Raw genomic sequence first — 19,652 nt, 5'->3', positions numbered from 1 at the left:
TAGACAGCCGGCTAGAAGCCGGTCGAAAGGCTCACAGAGAAGGTGCGGCCGCGCTCATACGTGTTGAACTCGGTCTCACCGATCGCGTTGTTACGCTGGAACTCGCGGCTCTGCTCGTCGAGCAGATTGCGTCCGCTCAGGCCCAGGCGCACTTCACGCCCCATGACGTTGAACGAGCGCCGGTACACAAGGTCCAGCTGGACACCCGGCTCTTCGATGACGTCCGGCAGAACGCCCGACGGCGAGTCAAAGCCGCGCTGCAGGATGCGCTCGTCCACCCAGTTGAGAAGCAAGGTGAGCTGGGCGGTGTCGGTCTCCCAGCCGAACTGCGCATTGACGACATTCTCCGGTGTACCCTGGAGCTTGGCCCCATCCAGGTTGAAGAAGGCCGCATCACGCAGCGAGTCCGAGATCGGATCGAGCACAAGCGTACCGGCCGGCGCGATGATTTCCGACCGGGTGTAGGTGTAGTTGACGCCAAAGCGCCAGTCGCGATCCCGGAACCAGGCCATATCGAGCGGGAAGGCGAAGGTCTGGCGGTATTCCAGCTCCACGCCGGTCAGTTCGGCTTCCGGAGAGTTGAAGAAGGTTGTCTCGGTCACGAAGGACGCCGTCTCGAACTGCACTTCTTCGATCGGGTTCTCGATCTGCTTGAAGAAGACCGCCCCCGTCACGAACTGATTGCGGCCGAGATAGTATTCCAGGCGGGCGTCATAGTTACGCATCGTGGTGTCGACCAGGCCGTCGAAACCGCGGAAGCTGCGCTGGCTCTCCGGATCGAAGAAGCTCGAATTGGCCAGTTCGCGGAACTGCGGACGGCCGATGGTTTCAGAGTAGCCGACACGCAGCTGCAGATCGTCCGCAAAGTTCCACGTCACTGTCGCGGACGGCAGGATGTAGTCGTTCGCCAGCACCGCGCCGCGCCCCAGCACGCCAAAGCGGCTGAAGGTCTGGACCGATTGCACGGCATCTTCGTAGCGCACACCGAACGTGCCACGGATATAGGGCGTGATGTCGAGATCGGCCTGGGCGAACAGGGCGTCAACTTCCAGATCACCGGTATAGTTCGACTGGGTGTTCTGGACCTCGGCCAGCAGGAAGCGGCCCGGTGCGATATTGTCCACCGAGAACAGGAAGTCCGGACGCGCGCGCTGCACATCCGCCGGCAGGGAGTTGCCGCCCGCCATGCGGAAGAACAGGGTCTCGAAGGTCCGCTCGGTCCGCGACCGGTCACCACCGACGGTGAGCAGAAGCTCGCGGGCACCCGGGAGGGTGAACGCGTAGCTCAGATCGCCGCCGAAATTGTACAGATCGTCCGTCAGTTCGGTGAATTCGATCGTGTACTGGTTGGACGTCGAGTAGATCGGCGTTCCGGTAGCGTCTTCGAAACGGCGCAGACGCTGCAGGAACGGCGTGTCGCGCGTGGCGCGGGCGAAGGAGCCGCGCCAGTTGGCGTTCAGATTGCCGAAGCTGTGCTCGCCGGCCAGCTGAACCATGCCCAGTTCACGCTCGTACCAGCCGGTCGACTCCTCATAGAGGGGCCGCCCGCCGGGGGCATTGAAGTCTTCACCGCGTGTCAGCTGCGTGTCCTTGCGCACCGACCGCACGAAGAAGGTGGTCAGCGACACGGCGTGCGCATCCACTTCACCGGTCAGCGACGCCAGGGCATTGACCTGGGTGTCGAGGGCCGTGGTGAACACGTCGAACTGGGAACCGATCACATCGCCACGCACGCGCTGACGCTCGGATTCCTGGGTCGTCCAGCCGCTGTCATAGCCACCCGCCGCGATGAAGCCAAAATTGATGCCGCCAGCCTCAAAGGCAAAGCCGCCATCGACTGCCGCATTGAAATCGGCACCGACCGTGCCGTCCTGATGGACGAGCAGGTTGGGGATCACCAGACTTTCGGACAGTGTTTCAAGCTGGCCTGTGGTCAGATCATTGAGCGGCGTCTGATTGGCGATGATCGTCCGCAGCGGGTCCGGCTGGTCACGGTATCCGCCGTCCCAGCTCGACCAGTCGTCAGACGAGCCGCGATGGAAAATGCCGTTCCGGCCGGTGGTCACCGTGTTGTAGCTGGTGCCAACCGACAGGTTCAGAAACGATTCTTCGGGCCGGCGCAGGGTGCGCAGGTCGATGACGCCGCCGCCGAACTCGCCGGGATAATTGGCCGAATATGTTTTCTGGACCGCGATGCCGTCCAGAATCTCGGACGGGAAGAGGTCGAGCGGCACGATCCGGCGCAGCGGCTCGGGGCTCGGCAGCGGAGACCCGTTCAGCAGGGCCGCCGAGTACCGGTCGCCCAGTCCGCGAACATAGGCGTACTGGCCGCGCACGATGCTCAGGCCGCTGACCCGGGCCAGAGCAAGGGCGGCGTCGCCGTCGCCGGCGCGATCGAGATCTTCCAGGGTGACGAAGCTGGCCACCTGGGCGGTACGGCGCTGGGGCTCAGGGATAAACTGCCCGCGCACCGTCACCACGTCTTCAGCCTGGGGCTGCGCCTGCGGCGCCGGCTCGGGCTGTTGGGCGAGGGCGGCTGGCGCGACGAGCATGCTCGTCGCCATCAGGGCCCCGCTGAAAATTGAAACGGGTTTCATCGGATGTGACCTTTGATCTTGAGTGCGTCCTTGGACGGGATGAGGCGCGCCAGACCCTCGGCCTGGCGCGCCCGGTAATCCCGCGCTAGCAGGTGCTTCCGGTTTCCAGACCACAGGTCCAGTCAGCCCACCAACGGTCGCTGGAGTCACGCACCGCGCCGATATGGGTAACCGGCGTGAAGTACGGATTGAGCGTGGTGACATCGAATGCCGTGCGGGCATTCTCGTTGGCGCCGTTGATGAACGTGTTGTTCAGCGTGGTCGCCACGTTGGTGGTGTTGTTCGAACCGGTCGAGACCGCCGAAGAGGCTGCCGCAGCGTCGGAGTTGCCCGTCGACAGGCCACCGGCGCAGTTGAACAGCACCGAGTCAAAGCTCGGATCGACACCCACGCCCTGGTAGCCAGCCGTGCCGTTGCCGGCAGAGCCTTCCCAGCGGAAGCAGGCCTGGCCGTAATCGACCACACCGTTGAGATAACGGCCGACCGTACCGGTGTTCAGGCGGAAGGCATTGGTGCGGTTGCCGATGAAGGTGAAGTTGGAGAAGGTCGCATTCGACAGCGGGGTGACGCCCGGCGCCGAGCTGGAGGCCTCGACGATATTGTCGCCGCCGCCGGCCCGCTGAATGGCGATCACGAACTGATTGAACCCGTTATAGCCGTTGTCGGTGTCCAGCGAGTCATCGTCCGCGCCGGTCACGACCAGATAACGGCCGTTCACCGTGCCACCGAACCATTCGATGCCGTCGTCAGAGCCGTTATGGACCTGGATGTTCTCGAACGTGGTGCCGCGACCGACGCCCGCCAGCGTGATGCCGTTGAGCTCATTGCCCGGCGCAATCTCGAAGCCGGCATACTTGACCTGCAGGAAGGTCATGGAGCCGGTGCTGTCATCCGCCAAGATGCCGCCATAGAGACCGTCCGGATTGGTGACGCCTTCCACGAGGTTTTCACACTGGACCGAGCCCGGTGTGGCCGCGTCGCGGCAGCGGTTGATCGGCGCGCGGCCAAGCAGCACGAGGCCGCCCCATTCGCCGATCGCACTGGCGCGGTCACCGGTGTTCGTGATGTCGTTTTCCGACGTCATGATGACCGGATTCTCGCGGGTGCCGTTGGCAAACAGCTGCGAGCCGCGGTTCACGAGCAGGTAGTCAGCGCCCGAGCGGCCATAGAGGGTCACGCCCGATTCGATGGTGAGCGACGCAGCCAAGCCGCCCGCGGCATTGCCGTCCGCCCCGACATCGCGGCCGATCCGCACATCGCCGTCCAGTTCGTAGAAGTTGCCGCGGGTCAGTCGGATATCACCGGTGATGACACCGGTCAGGCGGCAGATGTTCTGGCCATTACGGTCCGCACCGGTATCGGTGGTGCCGACCGGGCAATCGGGCTCCGGGAACAGGCCGAAGGTCCAGCCCGCCGCCCAGTTATTGGTTTCGGTTTCAGTCGAGCTGAACGCGCCGACATAGGCCGCATTCTGGAAATACGAGCCCAGGGTGGTGGCGTCGAACGCGGTCATGGCCTGCTCTTCCGGTCCGGGGAAGATACGCGAGGCGAGCGAGCTCGGGCCCTGAACGTTGTTGGCGTCCGCCGCTACAGCCGCCGAAGCCGCCGCAGCATCAGAGTTGCCCGTCGCAAGACCGGCGTTGCAATCAAACAGGACCGAGTTGAAGGATGGGTCCACGCCCACGCCCTGATAGCCCGCTGTGCCGTTACCGGCCGAGCTTTCCCAGCGGAAGCACTGCTTGCCGTAATCGACCACGCCGTTGACATAGCGGCCCACCGTGCCGGTGTTCAGACGGAAGGCGTTGGTGCGATCACCCACAAAGGTGAAGTTGGAGAAGGTGGCGTTTGACAGCGGGGTGACGCCCGGGGCCGAGCTGGAGGCTTCAACGATATTGTCGCCGCCGCCCGTGCGCTGGATGGCCACCACGAACTGGTTCAGGCCATTATAGCCGTTGTCGGTGTCGAGCGAGTCATCGTCCGCGCCGGTCACGACCAGAAAGCGGCCATTCACCGTGCCGCCGAACCATTCGATACCGTCATCCGAGCCATTGTGGACCTGGATGTTTTCAAACGTGGTGCCGCGGCCGACGCCGGCCAGGGTGATGCCGTTCAGCTCGTTGCCCGGCGCAATTTCAAAGCCGGCGAACAGCACGCGCACATAGCGCATGATGCCCGAATTGTCTTCCGGGTTTGCGCCGCCATAGCGGGCGTCCGGGTTGGACACGCCTTCCACGATGTTTTCACAGTCGATGCTGCCCGGCGTGGCCGCATCGCGGCACCGGTTGATCGGAGCGCGTCCGTTAACGACGATGCCGCCCCATTCGCCGATATTTTCGCCGCCAAAATCAGTCGGATTGGCTGCGCGGCGGATCAGGTCTTCATCAGAGGTCATGGTGATCGGCGACGCGGCGGTGCCCACGGCCTCGATCTGCGATCCGCGGTTCACCACGATGTAGTCCGCGCCGTCAGCGCCGAAAATCGTCACGCCCGGCTCGATGGTCAGGCGCGCCGAGACGCCGCCAGCCGCGTTGCCGTCCGCGCCGACGTCCACGCCCACGTTCACGCGGCCGTCAATGCGGTACGCGGTACCTTCGACAAACGGCAGGGTGAGGTTGGTGAGGATGTCCCCGGAGAGGATACATGCCGTCAGGCCGCCAACGGCCGTTCCGGTCGTGAAGCCGCTCGGGCAGGCCGCGGCACCGCCGCCGCCGCCGCCACCACCACCGCCACCGCCACCGCCACCGCCACCGCCACCGCCCGGAGGTGTGCCGGGATTGGTGGCACCCGGAGCGGCGATGTCGGAGCCCTGGGTGCAGGCGGCAACCGCCAGGCCCATCGTCAGACAGACAATGTATTTGCGCAAGGACATGAGGAACCCCCTCTGATGCAGGGGCCTGTCCGGACTCCCTGCAGCTGGAAAATAAAATTTCTGTCCAGCGGGACGGATAGACCACCCCAGCTGACACGGTTCCCTGTTAAACAAGATTCATGTCACGCCAGTGACAGGCTTTGCACGTTACCGGTCTCTGGCGGCTGCAAGCGCACCCAGGCGATTGTTTTGCAACAGCGTTTTTGAGGAAAAAGTCTGCGGGGATCAGACCGCGAGGCGCGTGCGCAGTCGCAAGACCCGCCAGCCGCACAGGGCCGCCAGCGCGGAAATCACTGCCGCCGCCGGGGCCAGAAAGGGCCCTGCAAGGTCGATCAACTGGCCCGGCGTTTCGATGCTGGCAGCACCCAGATACATGCTGCCGGTCTGGACATTCATCCACAGCCCGGTGACGCTGGGCGAGACGATTTCCAGCGCCAGCAGCCCCGTCGCGAATACAGAGCAGGCCCACAGGATCGCCGCTGCCGGCCATACCCAGATGCGCGCGCCCGGCGGGGCGTCGACGGGTGCATACCCCAGGCTGACCAGATGGCCGCTGGCCAGCGCGTGAGCCGGCCCAAGACGGTCAATTGCGACTCGCTCTCCCAGCTGCGTAGCGCGGTCAGCCAGATGGGCGCGGGTTTCGGCCAGAATATCGGCACGCTCGGGTGCGGGCAGCGCGCCAAGCGCGCTTCCAAGCGTCAGGAGATATTGATCAATCGCCCTGCTCGTCATGCCCTGTAATCCGATCAAGCTGGCCGCGGAATTCACGCCAGGCTATCTTCATGGCCGCCAGCACGGCCTCACCATCGGATGAGAGCTTATAGTATTTTCTTGGCGGTCCTGTGACGCTCTGCTGCCAGCGCGCTTCGATCCGGCCGTCACGCTCCAGACGCTTGAGAAGCGGATAGATCGTCCCGTCGGAAATGCCCAGGCCGTCTGCGCCGGACAAGGCGTCCAGCAACTCGATCCCGTATTTCTCGCCGGATGTCAGAAGCGAAAGCACCGCCAGTTCCGCTGCGCCTTTCCGCAGCTGTGCCTGCCACGCGGCAATCAACTCGTCATGCTCGCTCATACCCTGTGTCTACATGCTGATCGGGCGATTGTCGCGCATTTTCGCACGCAATCTGCGTTCAGGAGAGTACGGGCGTCAGACCGGCCTGCGACGCCGCCCAGACCAGCGCGATTGCAAGCGCCAGATAGGGCCCGAACGCAAGACGCGCCGAGGGGTCCGGCCCCCGCCTCATGATCAGGGATGACACCAGCACCACAGTCAGCGCGCTTACACTCGCAGCCAGCAGGATCAGAGGCAGCGCCCAAACCCCGCACCACGCGCCGCCGGCCGCCAGAAGCTTGGCATCGCCACGCCCGATCCCGTCGCGGCCGCGCAGGCGGCGGTAGGCAATCTCGAGTGCCACCAGTCCGCCATAGCCGATCAGTGCCCCGGCGGCGTGACTGATCAGGGACGCCTGTGTCAGCCAGGCCATCACCAGCCCCGCCGCAATCAACGGCAGGGTCAGCCAGTCCGGCAGGCGCATCGTGCGTGCATCAATCACCGCCAGCGCGGCCAGAGATACAAACAGAACAAGGGTCAGGGCGAGACTTTCCATTCTGCCTGAATGTCCCGGATAGCCCGCGCAGGCAAGGTAGCAGCAAGCGCCGCGGCTTCCCGTAGCCACCGCGTTTCATCCGGCTCACACAGGCATGCGCTCGTCATGCGCCCGGCCCGCCCGGCGGGTGCGCGCGCCTCGCCGGTGGCCGCTGGGCCGCAGGTCAATGGGTGCGATCCTGCGCCGTTTGCAGGGCGATCCTATTCGCACCCTGTGTTCAGCGCGCGCGTGTCAACCAGCCAGTCCGCCACCCCCCTCGCCGCCGCGACGCCACTGGCAAAGCTCGCCTGCAACAGATACCCGCCCGTCGGCGCTTCCCAGTCGAGCATTTCTCCGGCCACGAACACGCCAGGCAATCGCTTCAGCATGAAGCGCTCATCGACTGATGCGCGCGCGATGCCGCCTGCGCTCGATATCGCCCGCTCAAGGCCCTGGACGCCCGTCAGCGCAATGGGCAACGCCTTGATGCGCACGGCCAGTTCTTGCGGTTCGCGCGGTATCTCGCCCGCTTCGCGCACGAGCGCCGCACCGAGCGGCGCGAGCCGGGCCTGCTTGCGCAGCGTGCTGGACAGGGACTGGCCGGGCTTGGCCGCCGAAAGCCGCTTTGTCAGGGCGTCCCCGGCGGTATCGGGCGCCAGATCGAGCGTCAGCACCGCCTGGCCGTCACGCTCGATCGCATTGCGCAAACCCGCACCCAAGGCATAGATCGCCCCGCCCTCCATGCCATAGGCCGTGATCATGGCTTCCCCGCGGATCGCCCGGCCGTCATGACTGAAGCGTGCGGCCTTGAGCGGCACCCCGGCAAAACGCGCCTTGAACAGGGCCGACCAGCGGACATCGAAGCCGGCATTGGCAGGCTTGAACGGCGTGATCTCGACGCCGCGCGCCGCCAGCCGGCCGGCCCAGTCGCCCGTTGACCCAAGACGCGGCCAGCTCGCCCCGCCCTGCGCAAGAATGACCGCAGCGGCCTCCACAGGCCGCTCGCGTCCGTCCGGCCCGGCGATCAGTACACGGCCCGCATCGTCAAAGCCCCGGAAAGTATGGCGGACATGGATCGTGACGCCCAGGGCATCCAGTCTGGCCAGCCAGGCGCGCAAAAGCGGCGAGGCCTTCATGGCCTTGGGAAATACCCGTCCGCTGGAGCCGGTGAACACGGGCTGCCCCAGCCCCTCGCACCACGCGATCAGGTCATCCGGCGCGAAGGCCCGGATGGCCGGTTCCAGCCAGTCACGCGCTGCGCCATAGCGGTCAAGGAAGGCGTCCAGCGCTTCGCGATGGGTCAGGTTGAGCCCACCCCTGCCCGCCATCAGGAATTTACGCGCCACGCTCGGCATGCGCTCATAAACGCTGACGGCAAAACCCTCGCCCGCGAGGCGCTCTGCCGCAATCAGGCCTGCAGGGCCGGCCCCGATAATGGCGATGCGCCGGGTCATGCTTCGGGCGTGCCAAAACGCCAGCCCCGGCCCTCCCGGCTGGCGAACCATGCGGTGCCGGCCATCGCCTTGCGCCGCTCCGGCCGGTCAATCGCGACGAAGGCGGCGCAGGCACGGGTTTCATAGCGGATGGTCATGGCTCGCCTCGTGCCCCCACACCGCAGAGCGGCAGAGGCAGAGGGCTATCAGAGCCGGAGCTGTCGCGAAAGCCTCGGCCCGGCACGCCGGGTCGAGGTGGCCGGCTAGGTCCGCCCCGGTGAGCCCGATGCGGCACCGATTTGCCACGCCGGACAGAGACCTTCAGCTCCTCGTGCGTCCCCAGGGTTTCAATCGGTGGCAACACCGTCGGCACTGCCACCAGTGCCGCGCCTGGTTCACTGATTTTATTAAGAGATTTGGGTGCGGGGGTAGGATTTGAACCTACGACCTTCAGGTTATGAGCCTGACGAGCTACCGGGCTGCTCCACCCCGCGTCAAACCTGTGTCCGCGGCCGGGCCGCGTTCAAGGGACGCGCTGTGTATGACGCCCGCGCGGTGCCGTCAACATCTGCACTGCGTGCCGGGCCGCCAACAAATGGCCAATCAGCGCTTGCCCAAGCGCGCGCGCCTGAACTATCTTAACTCTTGTTAACGCGGCCCTGTGACGGGAGGGACAGCCCGGCACAGTGTTAAAACAGGTTGGGGACCCTGCATGCGAGACCTGATGCGTCAGAACCGTGGCGCGGCGGCAGCCGCGCGCGTATCCGCTCAGCGAACGCCGCACCGCGCAACGGAGCTGGTTCTGGCGGCCCTGGTAGCGGGGGGCGCGCTGTTTTGCGCCTTCGTTACGGACGCGTCACCTCAAAGCGCGCTGTCTGACGGCTGGCCGGCACCGGCATTCAATCCAGACGACTTCGCCCTCACGGACGCCGCTGAAGGCAGCCGCGCTGCGGTGGCCGCGGCCCTGTCCGGGTCTGGGACAGCGCTGCGCTTCGCCATTGAGCCCGGCCATACCCGCCACACCGGAGAGACATCAACAGCCGCCGTCGCGCTGACCCCGGACGTCACCGTGCGCGCCCGCGCGGCAACGCCTCAAGGGCATGGCTGGTCCGGTTCGGCGCTGGGATTGCAGGTTTCGGCCAGCACACGCACGCTGACCGATCTCCCCCCGGTCTTCCTGGTCGGCGGGGCGGGGCGCGAGAGCTATATGATCGCGCCCGGCGGCCCGCTCAGCTACACGCTGGCACCCGCCGGCGTCGAGGCGAGCGTGGGCGACGCGCATTTCGGCGTCGGCGTGGAGCTGGGCTCGGATGTCTACGCCACACTGGGCTATGTACGTGAACAACGCCGCTACCGCTCGGGCATGCGCGAGTGGAAAGAAGACGAGCACTATGCCGGCGTGGCCCTGCGCGCGCGGTGGTGATGTCGGCACACTTGGATTGATGAACGGGTTTCGCGCCAACCGGCGCGTGCCTCCCAAGCCTCCTGGACTTGGTGAGCCGACCGGGGCTCGAACCCGGGACCTACTGATTAAAAGTCAGTTGCTCTACCAGCTGAGCTATCGGCTCTGACCCTTTCGGGAGAGGCGCGGAAACTATAGTCGGCCCCTGCCGCGGTCAAGCGCTGCGGCGCCGCAGGCGCAGCAGGGTTTCGCGCGCCATTCTCTCGCCCGATTCAAGGCGGTACACTGCTGCCATGATCACCCGCACGCTTTCCCTCTGTCTGGTTGTTCCCGCCTTTTTGGCGGCGGCTGGTTGTGCGGGCGGCACCGGGAACGGCATGGACGCCATGGTCACCGACACGCGCGAGGCCGGGGCCGACGCCATCGGCCTGCCGCGCGAGCGCCCGGGGCGCATCCGGGTGGATGAGGGCGATGACACCGTGCCCACCCCCTATGGCGGCGAGGGCGCGCGGCGTACCTGTTCGACCACGGCCCGCGATATCGCCCGCCTCACCGTGGTGCTGGGTCCGGACCGCGAAGCGCCGCCGCCAGAGCACGGTGACGCTGATGATGGTGCGGACCAAGACGATGACCCCACCATGATGGAGCGCGGGCGGGATCTGGCGGCCGACGCGCCGGATCTGGCCCGCGACCAGTACCGCTCGCTGATTGTCGGGCTGAACCCGATCCGTCCCGTGGTCCGCTTTGTCGGACGCGCCGGCGAGATTGAACGCGCCGCGCGCACCGAGCGCGAGCTGGCCATGAAGCGCCGCGCATATCTGCGCGGCCTGCATGCGGGCTTCGGCTGCGGGCCGCACTATATGCAGCGCGCATTCGAGGCCTACGGGCTGCTCGAAGCGCAATAGCGCAGCGCCGGGCTTGCATCAAAGACGGCGCGCCATAGGCTCGAGGCTCACTGGCGATCCGGAGCCTTCATGCATCATTTCACCCACCTTCACTGTTCCATGACCGGCGCGCGCGTGGCCGCCGACATCGCCCATAATCTATCGCCCGAGGGCTGGCCGCTGCTGGCGCGCTATGATCTGGCGGCGCTCAAACGCACCGCCGACCGCGACGCCATCGCGGCGCGCCCCGCCCACACCCATCCCGGCTTCTGGAAATGGCGCGAGCTGCTGCCCGTGGCCGATGACGCCTATGTCACGAGCCTTGGCGAGGTGGACACGCCGCTGATTGATACGCCCGCCACCGCGCGGGCCATAGGCCTCAAAGGCCCGCTGCTCATCAAGGATGAAGGCCGCCTGCCCACGGGCAGTTTCAAGGCGCGCGGGCTGGCGCTGGCCGTCTCCATGGCGCGCCAGTTCGGGATCAGGGCGATGGCCATGCCCACCAATGGCAATGCCGGCGCGGCGCTGTCGGCCTATGGCGCGCGGGCGGGCATGGAGACCTGGTCCTTCTGCCCGGCCGATACGCCCGAGGTGAATGTGCGCGAGATCGCCGCCCAGGGCGGGCATGTCTACCGGGTCAACGGCCTGATCCACCAGTGCGGGGCGCTGGTGGGTGCCCTCAAAGAGGAGATGGGCTGGTTTGATGTTTCGACGCTGAAAGAGCCCTACCGGATCGAGGGCAAAAAGACGATGGGCATCGAGCTCGCCTGGCAGCTGGGCTGGACCCTGCCTGACGCGATCTTCTACCCCACCGGCGGCGGCACCGGCCTGATCGGTATGTGGAAGGCGTTCGACGAGATGGAGGCGCTGGGCTGGATCGGCCCGGAGCGCCCGAAAATGTTCGCCGTCCAGGCCGATGGCTGCGCGCCCATCGTGCGCGCGTTCGAGGCGGGCGAGGAGCACGCGACCGAATGGCTGGATGCGGCGACCAGCGCGGCCGGCATCCGTGTGCCCAAGGCGATTGGCGATTTCCTGATCCTGCGCGCGGTGCGCGCCAGCGGCGGCGCGGCGCTGGCGGTGAGCGAGGCCGAGATTGAAGAGGCGCGCGCGCTGTGCGGCGCGGCTGACGGGCTGCTGCTCTGCCCGGAAGGCGCCGCCACGCTGGCCGCCGCGCGAAACGCCCGCGCCGCCGGGCTGATCGGCGCCGATGCGCGCTGCGTGCTGTTCAATTGCGGATCGGGTCTGAAATACGCCCTGCCCGACCGCGCACGCGATCTTGACCGCACAAAGCCGGTGACCCGGGCAATGCTGGAGGGCTAGGCGGACGCGAGCGCCTGAGCCGCCGCCGCGAAGGCGCGCCCGCGCGCGCCGAACACCGTGAACTGGAGCCCGCGCGGCGCGGCGGGCGACAGCAGCACCACGCCGGAGGTGAGCGCCGCAGCGGCGCGTGCGACGGCCCTTTCGAAATCATCCTCATGGACGCAGACCGCGCCATGGCGCCCGCCCGCCAGCGCTGCGCCGATACGCGCGCCGTTCTCGGGCAGGGTGATGATGGCGCGGATGCGGTCATGGCGCTCCAGCGCGGCAGCGAGCGCCTCATAATCCTGCTCGCGCTCCTCCCCGCCCAGGATCAGCGCCACGTCCTCGCCGGGAAACGCCTCCAGCGCCAGCAAGAGGGCTTCTGGCGTGGTGGCGAGCGAGTCGTCCACGAAACGCACATTCCCCTTCACGGCCACGGTCTGGAGCCGGTGAGGCAGGCCGTGGAAATCGGACAGGCTGTCGAACGCCGCGCGCGCATCGAGCCCCATATCCGCGATCACGCTGAGACCCGCGCAGGCGTTCACCGCATTGTGCGGCCCTGGCACGCTGGGGATCGGCCCCCAGACCTCACCGCCGAGATGCACCACGCCGCCGGGCGCATGGAAGCTGTCCGGCGTGTTGTACCAGAGCGTATTGGGCCGGTGAGCGAACAGGCGGGCGAGATTGGAATCCCCGGCATTGAGCACGGCGCGGGTATTGGGATCGAGGCTGACCAGGCGCGCCTTGTCACGCTGATAGGCCTCCAGCGAGCGGTGCCAGGGGATATGCTCGCGCATCAGATTGACCATCACGCCATAGTCCGGCCCGTGAATGAGATCCGCGCATTGATAGCTGGACAGCTCGGCCACCACTGTGCTGGCGCCCGGCGGCGTTTCGATGACCGGCTCGCCGATATTGCCCGCCAGCACCGCGTCCTCGCCCAGCGCGCGCAGCATGTGATGCAGGAGCGCCGAGCTGGTGGACTTGCCCTTGGTGCCGGTAATTCCGATCACGCGCTGAGCGGCCGGTTTGCGCTCGAACCAGAGATTGGTCTGGCTGGTCAGGCGCGCGCCCGCGCGCAAGGCCGCTGACAGGCGCGGATCATAAAGCGAAACGCCGGGGCTTTTGACGATCAGCGTGCGGCCGCCGGCCCGGACCGCCGCCTCCAGCGCGTCCTCGTCGAGGTGCGCGACGCCGCCGGGCAAATCCTCCGGCGGTGCGCGGTCCACCACCGCCAGCTTGATGCCCGGTGCCTCGGCGCGCGCCAGCGCCAGCACCGCGCGGCCTTCCTTGCCATAGCCCCAGATCAGGAGCGTGTCATAATCGGCAATCCGCCCGGCCCGCATGCGCGATGATCCTGTATCAACCCGCGTCAAGGCAAGCGTGTTTCGCCCGCACGCGCAAGCGGGCTGAGCCGGTCAGCCGCGCCGTCGCCGGCTTCGGGCGCAGGATCAGGCTGAGACACGGGTTCCGGCGCAGGTGCCATGGCCACGCCATCACCCAGACTGCTCTCCAGCGCCGCGAAGAAAGTGCGCAGGCGCGCCGCGTTGGCACCGAGATCGGACATGCCCACACGCGACACCGAACGCGCATCCACACGCGATCCGCCATTGTCCAGCGGCGTGACCCGCACCACCACATCATCGATGAACCCGAACCAGAAGGTCACGTCTTGGGCCTCGAACATCATCGCACCCTCGGACGCGGTGGAGATCCGCCAGCCCAGATCACGCGCCGTGGCATGGGCGGCCCTGTAGGCCAGCGCCGGTTCGGCGGTGGTGATCAGAGGCGCCACATCGGGATAGGCCTCGGCCTGGACCTCGGGCAGCGGGCGCTGCGAGCGCGGATCGGTCTTGGCGTGGTAGTCCACTGAATTGGCATTGGCGCCGCGGCGCTCGATCAACGCGCCGGTGAATTGCGGCGGAGTTTCGAAATCGGTGGTGATGTCATGGATGGGCGGGATGGCCGCGCGATCGCCGGACGCGCTGGTCACCAGCGCCAGCGGCGCCACCCCCACGACAAGGGCGAGCACGCCCGCGACATAGCCCCCCGCACCCGGCGCATTGGCCTGCCCGAAGATTAGCCGGAAGCCGATGGCCACGATCAGCGCCAGCAGGCCGAGCCCAGCGGTCAGCGGCAGGATGAACCCGCGCCCGATGGCACCGGGCAAGCCAAACCAGTTCAACGCATTGAAGCCCGCCAGCCCCAGCACATGGCGGAAGCCGTCGATCGGCTCCCAGAAGCCGAACTTGCCACCGAATGCCGCAATGACGAACCAGAGCGGCGTTGCAATCGCGGCAAACGCCGCCAGTCCGACAATCAGATGCCGAATGGTACGCAGGATGGTCATCATGGCGGTCGCCCTCTTATTCCAGCGGCTGAAGTATACGCCCTGGCGGCGGGCTCATACAGTTATTCACGGGTAGAGGCGCATCACACGCCAGGGCGTGTCCTTGCGGTCACGCTCGAACACCATCCGGTCATGCAGGCGGAAGGCGCGGTCACGCCAGAACTCGATGCGCACGGGAACGACGCGATATCCGGTCCAGAAGTCCGGGCGCGGGATATCGCCGATATGGAATTTGGCCGCGTGGGCGGCCACGGCTTTCTCCAGCGCAAACCGGCTTTCCAGCGGGCGAGACTGCTTGCTGGCCCAGGCGCCGATGCGGCTGTCACGCGCCCGGCTGGCGAAATACGCATCGGCCTCGGCATCGCTGACCGGCTCCACCGCGCCACGCACGCGCACCTGACGGCGCAGGGATTTCCAGTGGAAGCACAAAGCCGCTTTGCTGTTGGTCTCAAGCTGCAGGCCCTTGGCACTCTGCGTATTGGTATAGAATGTGAAGCCGCGCGCATCGACATCCTTCAAGAGCACCATGCGCACATCGGGCAGGCCGTCACCATCTGCGGTACCCAGCGCCATGGCGTTGGGATCATTGGGCTCGCGCTTGCGCGCTTCGGCCAGCCAGTCCCCAAACAACGCCACAGGGTCCTCGCGCGCGAAGATGTCCTCGGGTGCCGCGTCGGCCTCGCTTGCGTATTCGGCATCGCTCGGGCTGGGCGGGATGGCGTCGCGGCCACTCATGAGGGCTCCTTGGCTGTTGAGTTTCGCTGACTTAGCGCGTGGCAGCATGTGGTCAACTGTTTGACAACCTGTCGCGACGTAGTTTCGCGCCCATGAGCGCTAAACCTGACCCATTGTTGGCCGCCTACCGGGCCTTCGGCCTGACCGGCGACGAGGACTTCGGTGAAGTCCGTGCGCGCTTTCGCGCGCTCATAAAGACTGTACACCCGGACGTGACGCCAGGCACGCCCCAGACCATCGCGAAGCTGCAGCGCCTGCTCAAGGCGTATGAGGTGCTGCAAATCCACGCCCCGCGCCGTCATGATCTGGAGATCACACCGGAGGATGCGCGCAAGGGCGGCATCCGCACGATCAAGATCGAAGAGCGCGAAGCGCTGGTGCGCCTGCCTGTGGCGGTGAAAACGGGCACTGTCCTGATCCCTATCGGTGACCCGCACTGGCGCGTGCACATCCATGTGCGCGACAAAATGGTCAATCCGGACTTGTCGGTGGGCGAGGCGGAACGTCAAGCACGCGAACATCGCGCACAAGCGTTCGCAGAAGCCGCTGCACGCGAAGAAGCAGAAGAATCGGCGGGTATCCTGCGCGGCTTCTATGACGCCTTCGTCAAAGCGTCTCCGGCCGCTCGGCTGGCGCGTTGGGCGCGCAAAGGCGCGGCGTGACGCTGGTGCGTTTCAAGCCTATGGTGCGGCGCAGCGTCCTGGCGAACTGAGTCCCCCCCTCCCATGTCCCACAACACCTTCGGTCATCTGTTCCGCATCACCACCTGGGGCGAAAGCCACGGGCCGGCTCTGGGATGCGTTGTGGACGGGTGTCCGGCGGGCCTGTCCTTGACCGAGGCGGACATCCAGCCCTGGCTGGATCAGCGCCGCCCCGGCCAGTCGCGTCACGTCACCCAGCGCCGTGAACCCGACCAGGTGCGTATTCTGTCAGGCGTGTTCCAGGACGAACGCATGGCGCAGCAGCTGACCACCGGCGCACCGATCGCGCTTCAGATCGACAATGTCGACCAGCGCTCCAAGGATTATTCGGGCATTCGCGACGCCTGGCGGCCGGGCCATGCCGACTATACCTATGACGTCAAATACGGCGTGCGCGATTACCGCGGCGGAGGCCGGTCCTCGGCGCGCGAGACGGCGGCGCGAGTGGCGGGCGGCGCAGTGGCCCGCAAGGTGCTGGGCGAGGGCGTGACCATTCGCGGCGCGCTGGTTCAGATCGGCCCGCGCGCCATCGACCGGTCCCGCTGGGACTGGGACGAGACCGCGCGCAATGACTTCTTTTGCCCGGATGCAGACACCGCCGCCCTCTGGGCTGATGACATGGACGCGATCCGCCGCGCCGGCAGCTCTGTGGGCGCGCTGGTGGAGGTGGTCGTCAGCGGTGTCCCGGCCGGCTGGGGTGCGCCGGTCTATGGCAAGCTCGATCAGGATCTCGCCAGCGCCATGATGTCGATCAACGCCGCCAAGGGCGTTGAAATCGGAGCCGGCATGGCAGCCGCGGGCCTGCGCGGCGAGGATGCGGCCGATGAAATGCGCCTCGGCCCTGACGGCCAGCCCGCGTTCACCTCGAACTTCAATGGCGGGGTGCTGGGCGGCATCTCCACCGGTCAGGATCTGGTGATCCGGGTGGCAATCAAACCGACCAGCTCGATCCGGATCGAGCGGCAGACCCTGACGAAGGACCTCACCGAAACCGCCATCGCCACGCAAGGCCGCCACGACCCGTGCGTGGGCATTCGCGCCGTGCCGGTGGCCGAAGCCATGGCGGCGCTTGTACTGGCCGACCACAAGCTGCGCGCGCAGGCCTATCAGGGCTGAACGCCCTCGCCGCCAGACACGCGGCGTTCAAACAGGGTCACACAACAAAAACGGCCGGACCCGTGACAGGTCCGGCCGCTCTTTACCCCAAGCCCCATAGGACTGGCCGTGAAGGACGGTCCTAGAAGCGGTAGCGGGCCTCCACGCCATAAGTGGCACCCCGGCGCAGCGTGCCGAAGAAGGCGCGCGGCGCACCGCGCGCAGCGTTAACCGGCGCGGTGTTCGGCGAGAAGGCGGGGCTGAGATACGGCGTCTGCAGCCAGCGGGTCGCCATCACGATGGAATCTTCATCGAGGATGTTGCGGCCGTAGGCCATGATCGTCCAGTTGCCGCTCTCAATGCCCAGCTGGGCACCGAGAATGGCGGCCGAGCCGGTCTCGGCCAGATTGTGCACCTGGACGTATTTCGAGGACTCGTACGTATAATCGGCACGCGCGAACCATTCGAGGCGGCCCGTCGACCCCATCGGCGCACGCAGTTCGCCGTTAAACGACAGCTGGTGCTCGGAGGTCAGCGGAACGCGATTGCCCGCGATGGAGCAATTGCCGGTCTGGCCGAAGAACTCCGTGCCCGTCCCCGGTGCCGTTGCATTGCCTGCGATCACGCCACCGCCCGAGGTCAGCTCCCACTGACCGTCATCACAGCCCGACGTGAATTCCGGCTGGGTCCAGGCATAGGTCGCGCCGATCGACAGCATGTCATTGACTCGCTGGCGGTATTCCAGCTCGAGGCCAAGGATTTCGGCGGCACCCTGATTGGTCGCCACCGAGTTGATCGCGCCGGACGGATTGGACACAGCGGTCGTCAGCTGCACGTCGGTCGCCTCGATGAAGTAGGCCGAGGCGGCGAAGTAGCCGGCACCGCCGAACACGGAGCGCTTCACGCCGATTTCAAAGTTCTCCGACGTTTCCTGATCATAGATCGGGTTGCCGGTGGTCTCGCCGATCTGGCCGTTCTGACCGCCCGGCTTCACGCCGCGGGCATAGACCGCAAACACCGTGGTTTCCGGGCTGAGCGACCAGTTGACCGTCAGACGCGGGGTGAAGTTGGTGAAGGTGTCAGACCGGTTGAACGGGGTCGCCGTGCTGATGCCGTCCAGCGTGGTCTTTTCTTCTTCGGCGTAGCGGCCTTCCAGTGTGACGGTCAGATTGTCCGTGAAGTCGTACTCTACAAGGCCAAACAGCGCCTGGTTGGTCGTAGTCAGCTGGCTGGACGGATTGCCCGCCGGGTTGGAGAAGGTGATGGAGAACCCGTCATTGACCTGGTCATAGTAATACGCGCCGACCATCCAGCGGAACGGTTCATTGACCGGCGAGGCCAGCCGCGCCTCGAACGAGTAGTCTTCAACCAGATTGCGGGTGGTGTTGGCGAAGAAGGCACCCGTGTTGGCCATGCCCACCGGCTGCAGCACGAAGTTGATCGAGCTGTGGTCGGAGTCAGACCCGAACCGGCGCTCTTCGTCGCGGTACGCACCCGACAGTGTGAACACATAGCCAGAGCCGCCAACATCCCAGTTCATGATGCCGGACAACAGAACCGCTTCGTTGGTAATCCCGTCGAAAGCTGTGCCATCGGCGGTCGAGTACATCTGGAACGGCAGGAACGGGTTCAGGGCGTTGGCCGGCACGCCCGGCACAATGGCCGGCTGGCCCGGCACAGCCGGACCGGTGTTCAGCGCCACTTGCTGGGGCTGGATCACACCGCAGAAATACTGGTTGTTGTTCGTGCTGCCAGACCGCGACCAGTAGTTCAAAGAGCGATAGCCCGGCGAGCAGTTATTGCTGGCGGCAGGCTGCAGGAAGAGTGGCAGAGTGCCGTCTACGGAGTCTGAATACTGGGCGCGCAGGCGGATATCGAGATTGTCCGTCGGGTTGAAGTCGAGCACACCGGAGAACGACGTAGTGGACTGTGACCCGACCGTCTGTCCGGTCACCTGGTTGGTCCACTCGCCATCGTAATTATAGTCACGCACGGACAGGCGGAAGCCGGCCCTGTCGCCGAGGGGGCCGGAGATGCCGGCCGACAGTTCGTATTCGCCGTGGCTGCCGCCGCGGGCACGCAGCTGGCCTTCGACCGTGTCCGTCGCACCCCGCGTGACGAAATTGATAGCGCCGGCATAGGTGTTACGTCCGTAGAGCGCGCTCTGGGGGCCGCGGATCACCTCGACCCGGGCCAGATCATTGGTGTCCAGATTCTGGATCGAGCCGGGATAGTAGACGCCGTCGATAAAGTAGGCGGTGCCCGATTCCACACCGAACTGAACGCCGGCCAGCACGTTGGCCTGGCCCCGGATCACCGGGCGTTCCGACGAGCGCCCGAAAGCGGCCGAGAAAGACAGGCCGGGCGTGAAGCGCGCCACATCGTCCACCGACTGGAGGCCGAGATCGAGGATGTCATCTTCGCCGAACGCGGTCACGGCGACCGGCGCGTCCAGAATGGTCTCTTCGCGGCGGCGAGCGGTCACGGTGATGACATCGCGCGATTGCGTCTGGGCACCCTCCTCCTGGGCAGCGGCGGCGGGTATGACCGCCAGGCTGGTCGCGGCGATCGCGGCGGCCGTAGTCAACAGGATTTGCTTTCTCACGCTTTAGTCTCCCCTTGCGCGGCTTTTTCCGCCTTGTGAGTCATGGTCCCGGACCAACGCGAGTCAGGCGCCAGCGCAGGCCTGTTTTAATTGATA

The 19,652-nt window shown here is 66.2% G+C and carries 16 protein-coding genes and 2 tRNA genes; 5 read left to right on the top strand and 13 right to left on the bottom strand.

The features are described 5' to 3' along the window. Positions 1–11 precede the first annotated feature (11 nt). From L2D00_01655 to L2D00_01620, 8 genes are all read right to left on the bottom strand, one after another. On the bottom strand, positions 12–2,552 hold the full coding sequence (locus tag L2D00_01655) for a TonB-dependent receptor (protein ID WBQ13403.1): 2,541 nt from the start codon (positions 2,550–2,552) through the stop codon (positions 12–14). Positions 2,553–2,682: 130 nt separating this feature from the next. Continuing rightward, positions 2,683–5,466, bottom strand: coding sequence for a hypothetical protein (locus L2D00_01650; protein WBQ13402.1), 2,784 nt, complete (start codon positions 5,464–5,466; stop codon positions 2,683–2,685). Positions 5,467–5,691: 225 nt separating this feature from the next. Continuing rightward, the gene (locus tag L2D00_01645) at positions 5,692–6,198 is read right to left on the bottom strand and encodes a hypothetical protein (GenBank protein ID WBQ13401.1); all 507 of its coding nucleotides are present in this window, start codon (positions 6,196–6,198) and stop codon (positions 5,692–5,694) included. Next, the gene (locus tag L2D00_01640; protein WBQ13400.1) at positions 6,179–6,538 is read right to left on the bottom strand and encodes a PadR family transcriptional regulator; all 360 of its coding nucleotides are present in this window, start codon (positions 6,536–6,538) and stop codon (positions 6,179–6,181) included. The genes L2D00_01645 and L2D00_01640 overlap by 20 nt, the downstream gene beginning before the upstream one ends. Positions 6,539–6,596: 58 nt before the next feature. After that, a complete protein-coding gene (locus tag L2D00_01635) occupies positions 6,597–7,073 on the bottom strand; it encodes an A24 family peptidase (protein WBQ13399.1) in 477 nt (158 codons plus the stop codon). A gap of 200 nt (positions 7,074–7,273) precedes the next feature. Beyond that, positions 7,274–8,506 (bottom strand): TIGR03862 family flavoprotein, encoded by a 1,233-nt coding sequence (locus L2D00_01630; protein ID WBQ13398.1) that lies wholly within the window; start codon positions 8,504–8,506, stop codon positions 7,274–7,276. After that, positions 8,503–8,643, bottom strand: coding sequence for a hypothetical protein (locus L2D00_01625; GenBank protein WBQ13397.1), 141 nt, complete (start codon positions 8,641–8,643; stop codon positions 8,503–8,505). Before L2D00_01625 ends, L2D00_01630 begins: the two co-directional genes overlap by 4 nt. Before the next feature lie 259 nt (positions 8,644–8,902). Further along, positions 8,903–8,979: transfer RNA gene (locus tag L2D00_01620), tRNA-Met, on the bottom strand. A gap of 230 nt (positions 8,980–9,209) precedes the next feature. On the opposite strand from L2D00_01620, the gene L2D00_01615 reads away from it, so the two are divergent. Continuing rightward, positions 9,210–9,908, top strand: coding sequence for a hypothetical protein (locus L2D00_01615; GenBank protein WBQ13396.1), 699 nt, complete (start codon positions 9,210–9,212; stop codon positions 9,906–9,908). 69 nt (positions 9,909–9,977) lie between these two features. Here L2D00_01615 and L2D00_01610 read toward each other — a convergent pair. After that, a tRNA-Lys gene (locus L2D00_01610) sits at positions 9,978–10,053 on the bottom strand. 211 nt (positions 10,054–10,264) lie between these two features. Here L2D00_01610 and L2D00_01605 point away from each other — a divergent pair. Beyond that, positions 10,265–10,792 (top strand): hypothetical protein, encoded by a 528-nt coding sequence (locus L2D00_01605; protein WBQ13395.1) that lies wholly within the window; start codon positions 10,265–10,267, stop codon positions 10,790–10,792. A 69-nt stretch (positions 10,793–10,861) separates the two neighbouring features. Beyond that, the gene (locus L2D00_01600) at positions 10,862–12,091 is read left to right on the top strand and encodes a threonine synthase (protein WBQ13394.1); all 1,230 of its coding nucleotides are present in this window, start codon (positions 10,862–10,864) and stop codon (positions 12,089–12,091) included. On the opposite strand, the gene murD is transcribed toward L2D00_01600, so the two are convergent. The 3 genes from murD to pdxH all read right to left on the bottom strand — a co-directional run bounded on the left by murD (position 12,088) and on the right by pdxH (position 15,155). Further along, the gene (murD, locus tag L2D00_01595) at positions 12,088–13,416 is read right to left on the bottom strand and encodes a UDP-N-acetylmuramoyl-L-alanine--D-glutamate ligase (protein ID WBQ13393.1); all 1,329 of its coding nucleotides are present in this window, start codon (positions 13,414–13,416) and stop codon (positions 12,088–12,090) included. The two genes, L2D00_01600 and murD, sit on opposite strands and share 4 nt — an antisense overlap. A gap of 26 nt (positions 13,417–13,442) precedes the next feature. After that, positions 13,443–14,423, bottom strand: a complete 981-nt coding sequence (locus L2D00_01590) for a DUF1499 domain-containing protein (GenBank protein WBQ13392.1) — start codon at positions 14,421–14,423, stop codon at positions 13,443–13,445. A gap of 63 nt (positions 14,424–14,486) precedes the next feature. Beyond that, a complete protein-coding gene (pdxH, locus tag L2D00_01585; protein ID WBQ13391.1) occupies positions 14,487–15,155 on the bottom strand; it encodes a pyridoxamine 5'-phosphate oxidase in 669 nt (222 codons plus the stop codon). A 92-nt stretch (positions 15,156–15,247) separates the two neighbouring features. On the opposite strand from pdxH, the gene L2D00_01580 reads away from it, so the two are divergent. Then, positions 15,248–15,817 carry a J domain-containing protein gene (locus L2D00_01580; GenBank protein ID WBQ13390.1) on the top strand — a complete coding sequence of 190 codons (570 nt, stop codon included), beginning with the start codon at positions 15,248–15,250 and terminating at the stop codon, positions 15,815–15,817. A gap of 63 nt (positions 15,818–15,880) precedes the next feature. Beyond that, a complete protein-coding gene (gene aroC, locus L2D00_01575) occupies positions 15,881–16,972 on the top strand; it encodes a chorismate synthase (GenBank protein WBQ13389.1) in 1,092 nt (363 codons plus the stop codon). Positions 16,973–17,093: 121 nt separating this feature from the next. On the opposite strand, the gene L2D00_01570 is transcribed toward aroC, so the two are convergent. Beyond that, on the bottom strand, positions 17,094–19,556 hold the full coding sequence (locus L2D00_01570; GenBank protein WBQ13388.1) for a TonB-dependent receptor: 2,463 nt from the start codon (positions 19,554–19,556) through the stop codon (positions 17,094–17,096). Between the last annotated feature and the right edge of the window lie 96 nt (positions 19,557–19,652).

The sequence above is a fragment of the Hyphomonadaceae bacterium BL14 genome (assembly GCA_027627705.1).
Taxonomy (GTDB): Bacteria; Pseudomonadota; Alphaproteobacteria; order Caulobacterales; family Maricaulaceae; genus Oceanicaulis.
Note: the sequence above shows the minus strand (reverse complement) of the source record. Positions and strands in the feature narration are given on the sequence as shown.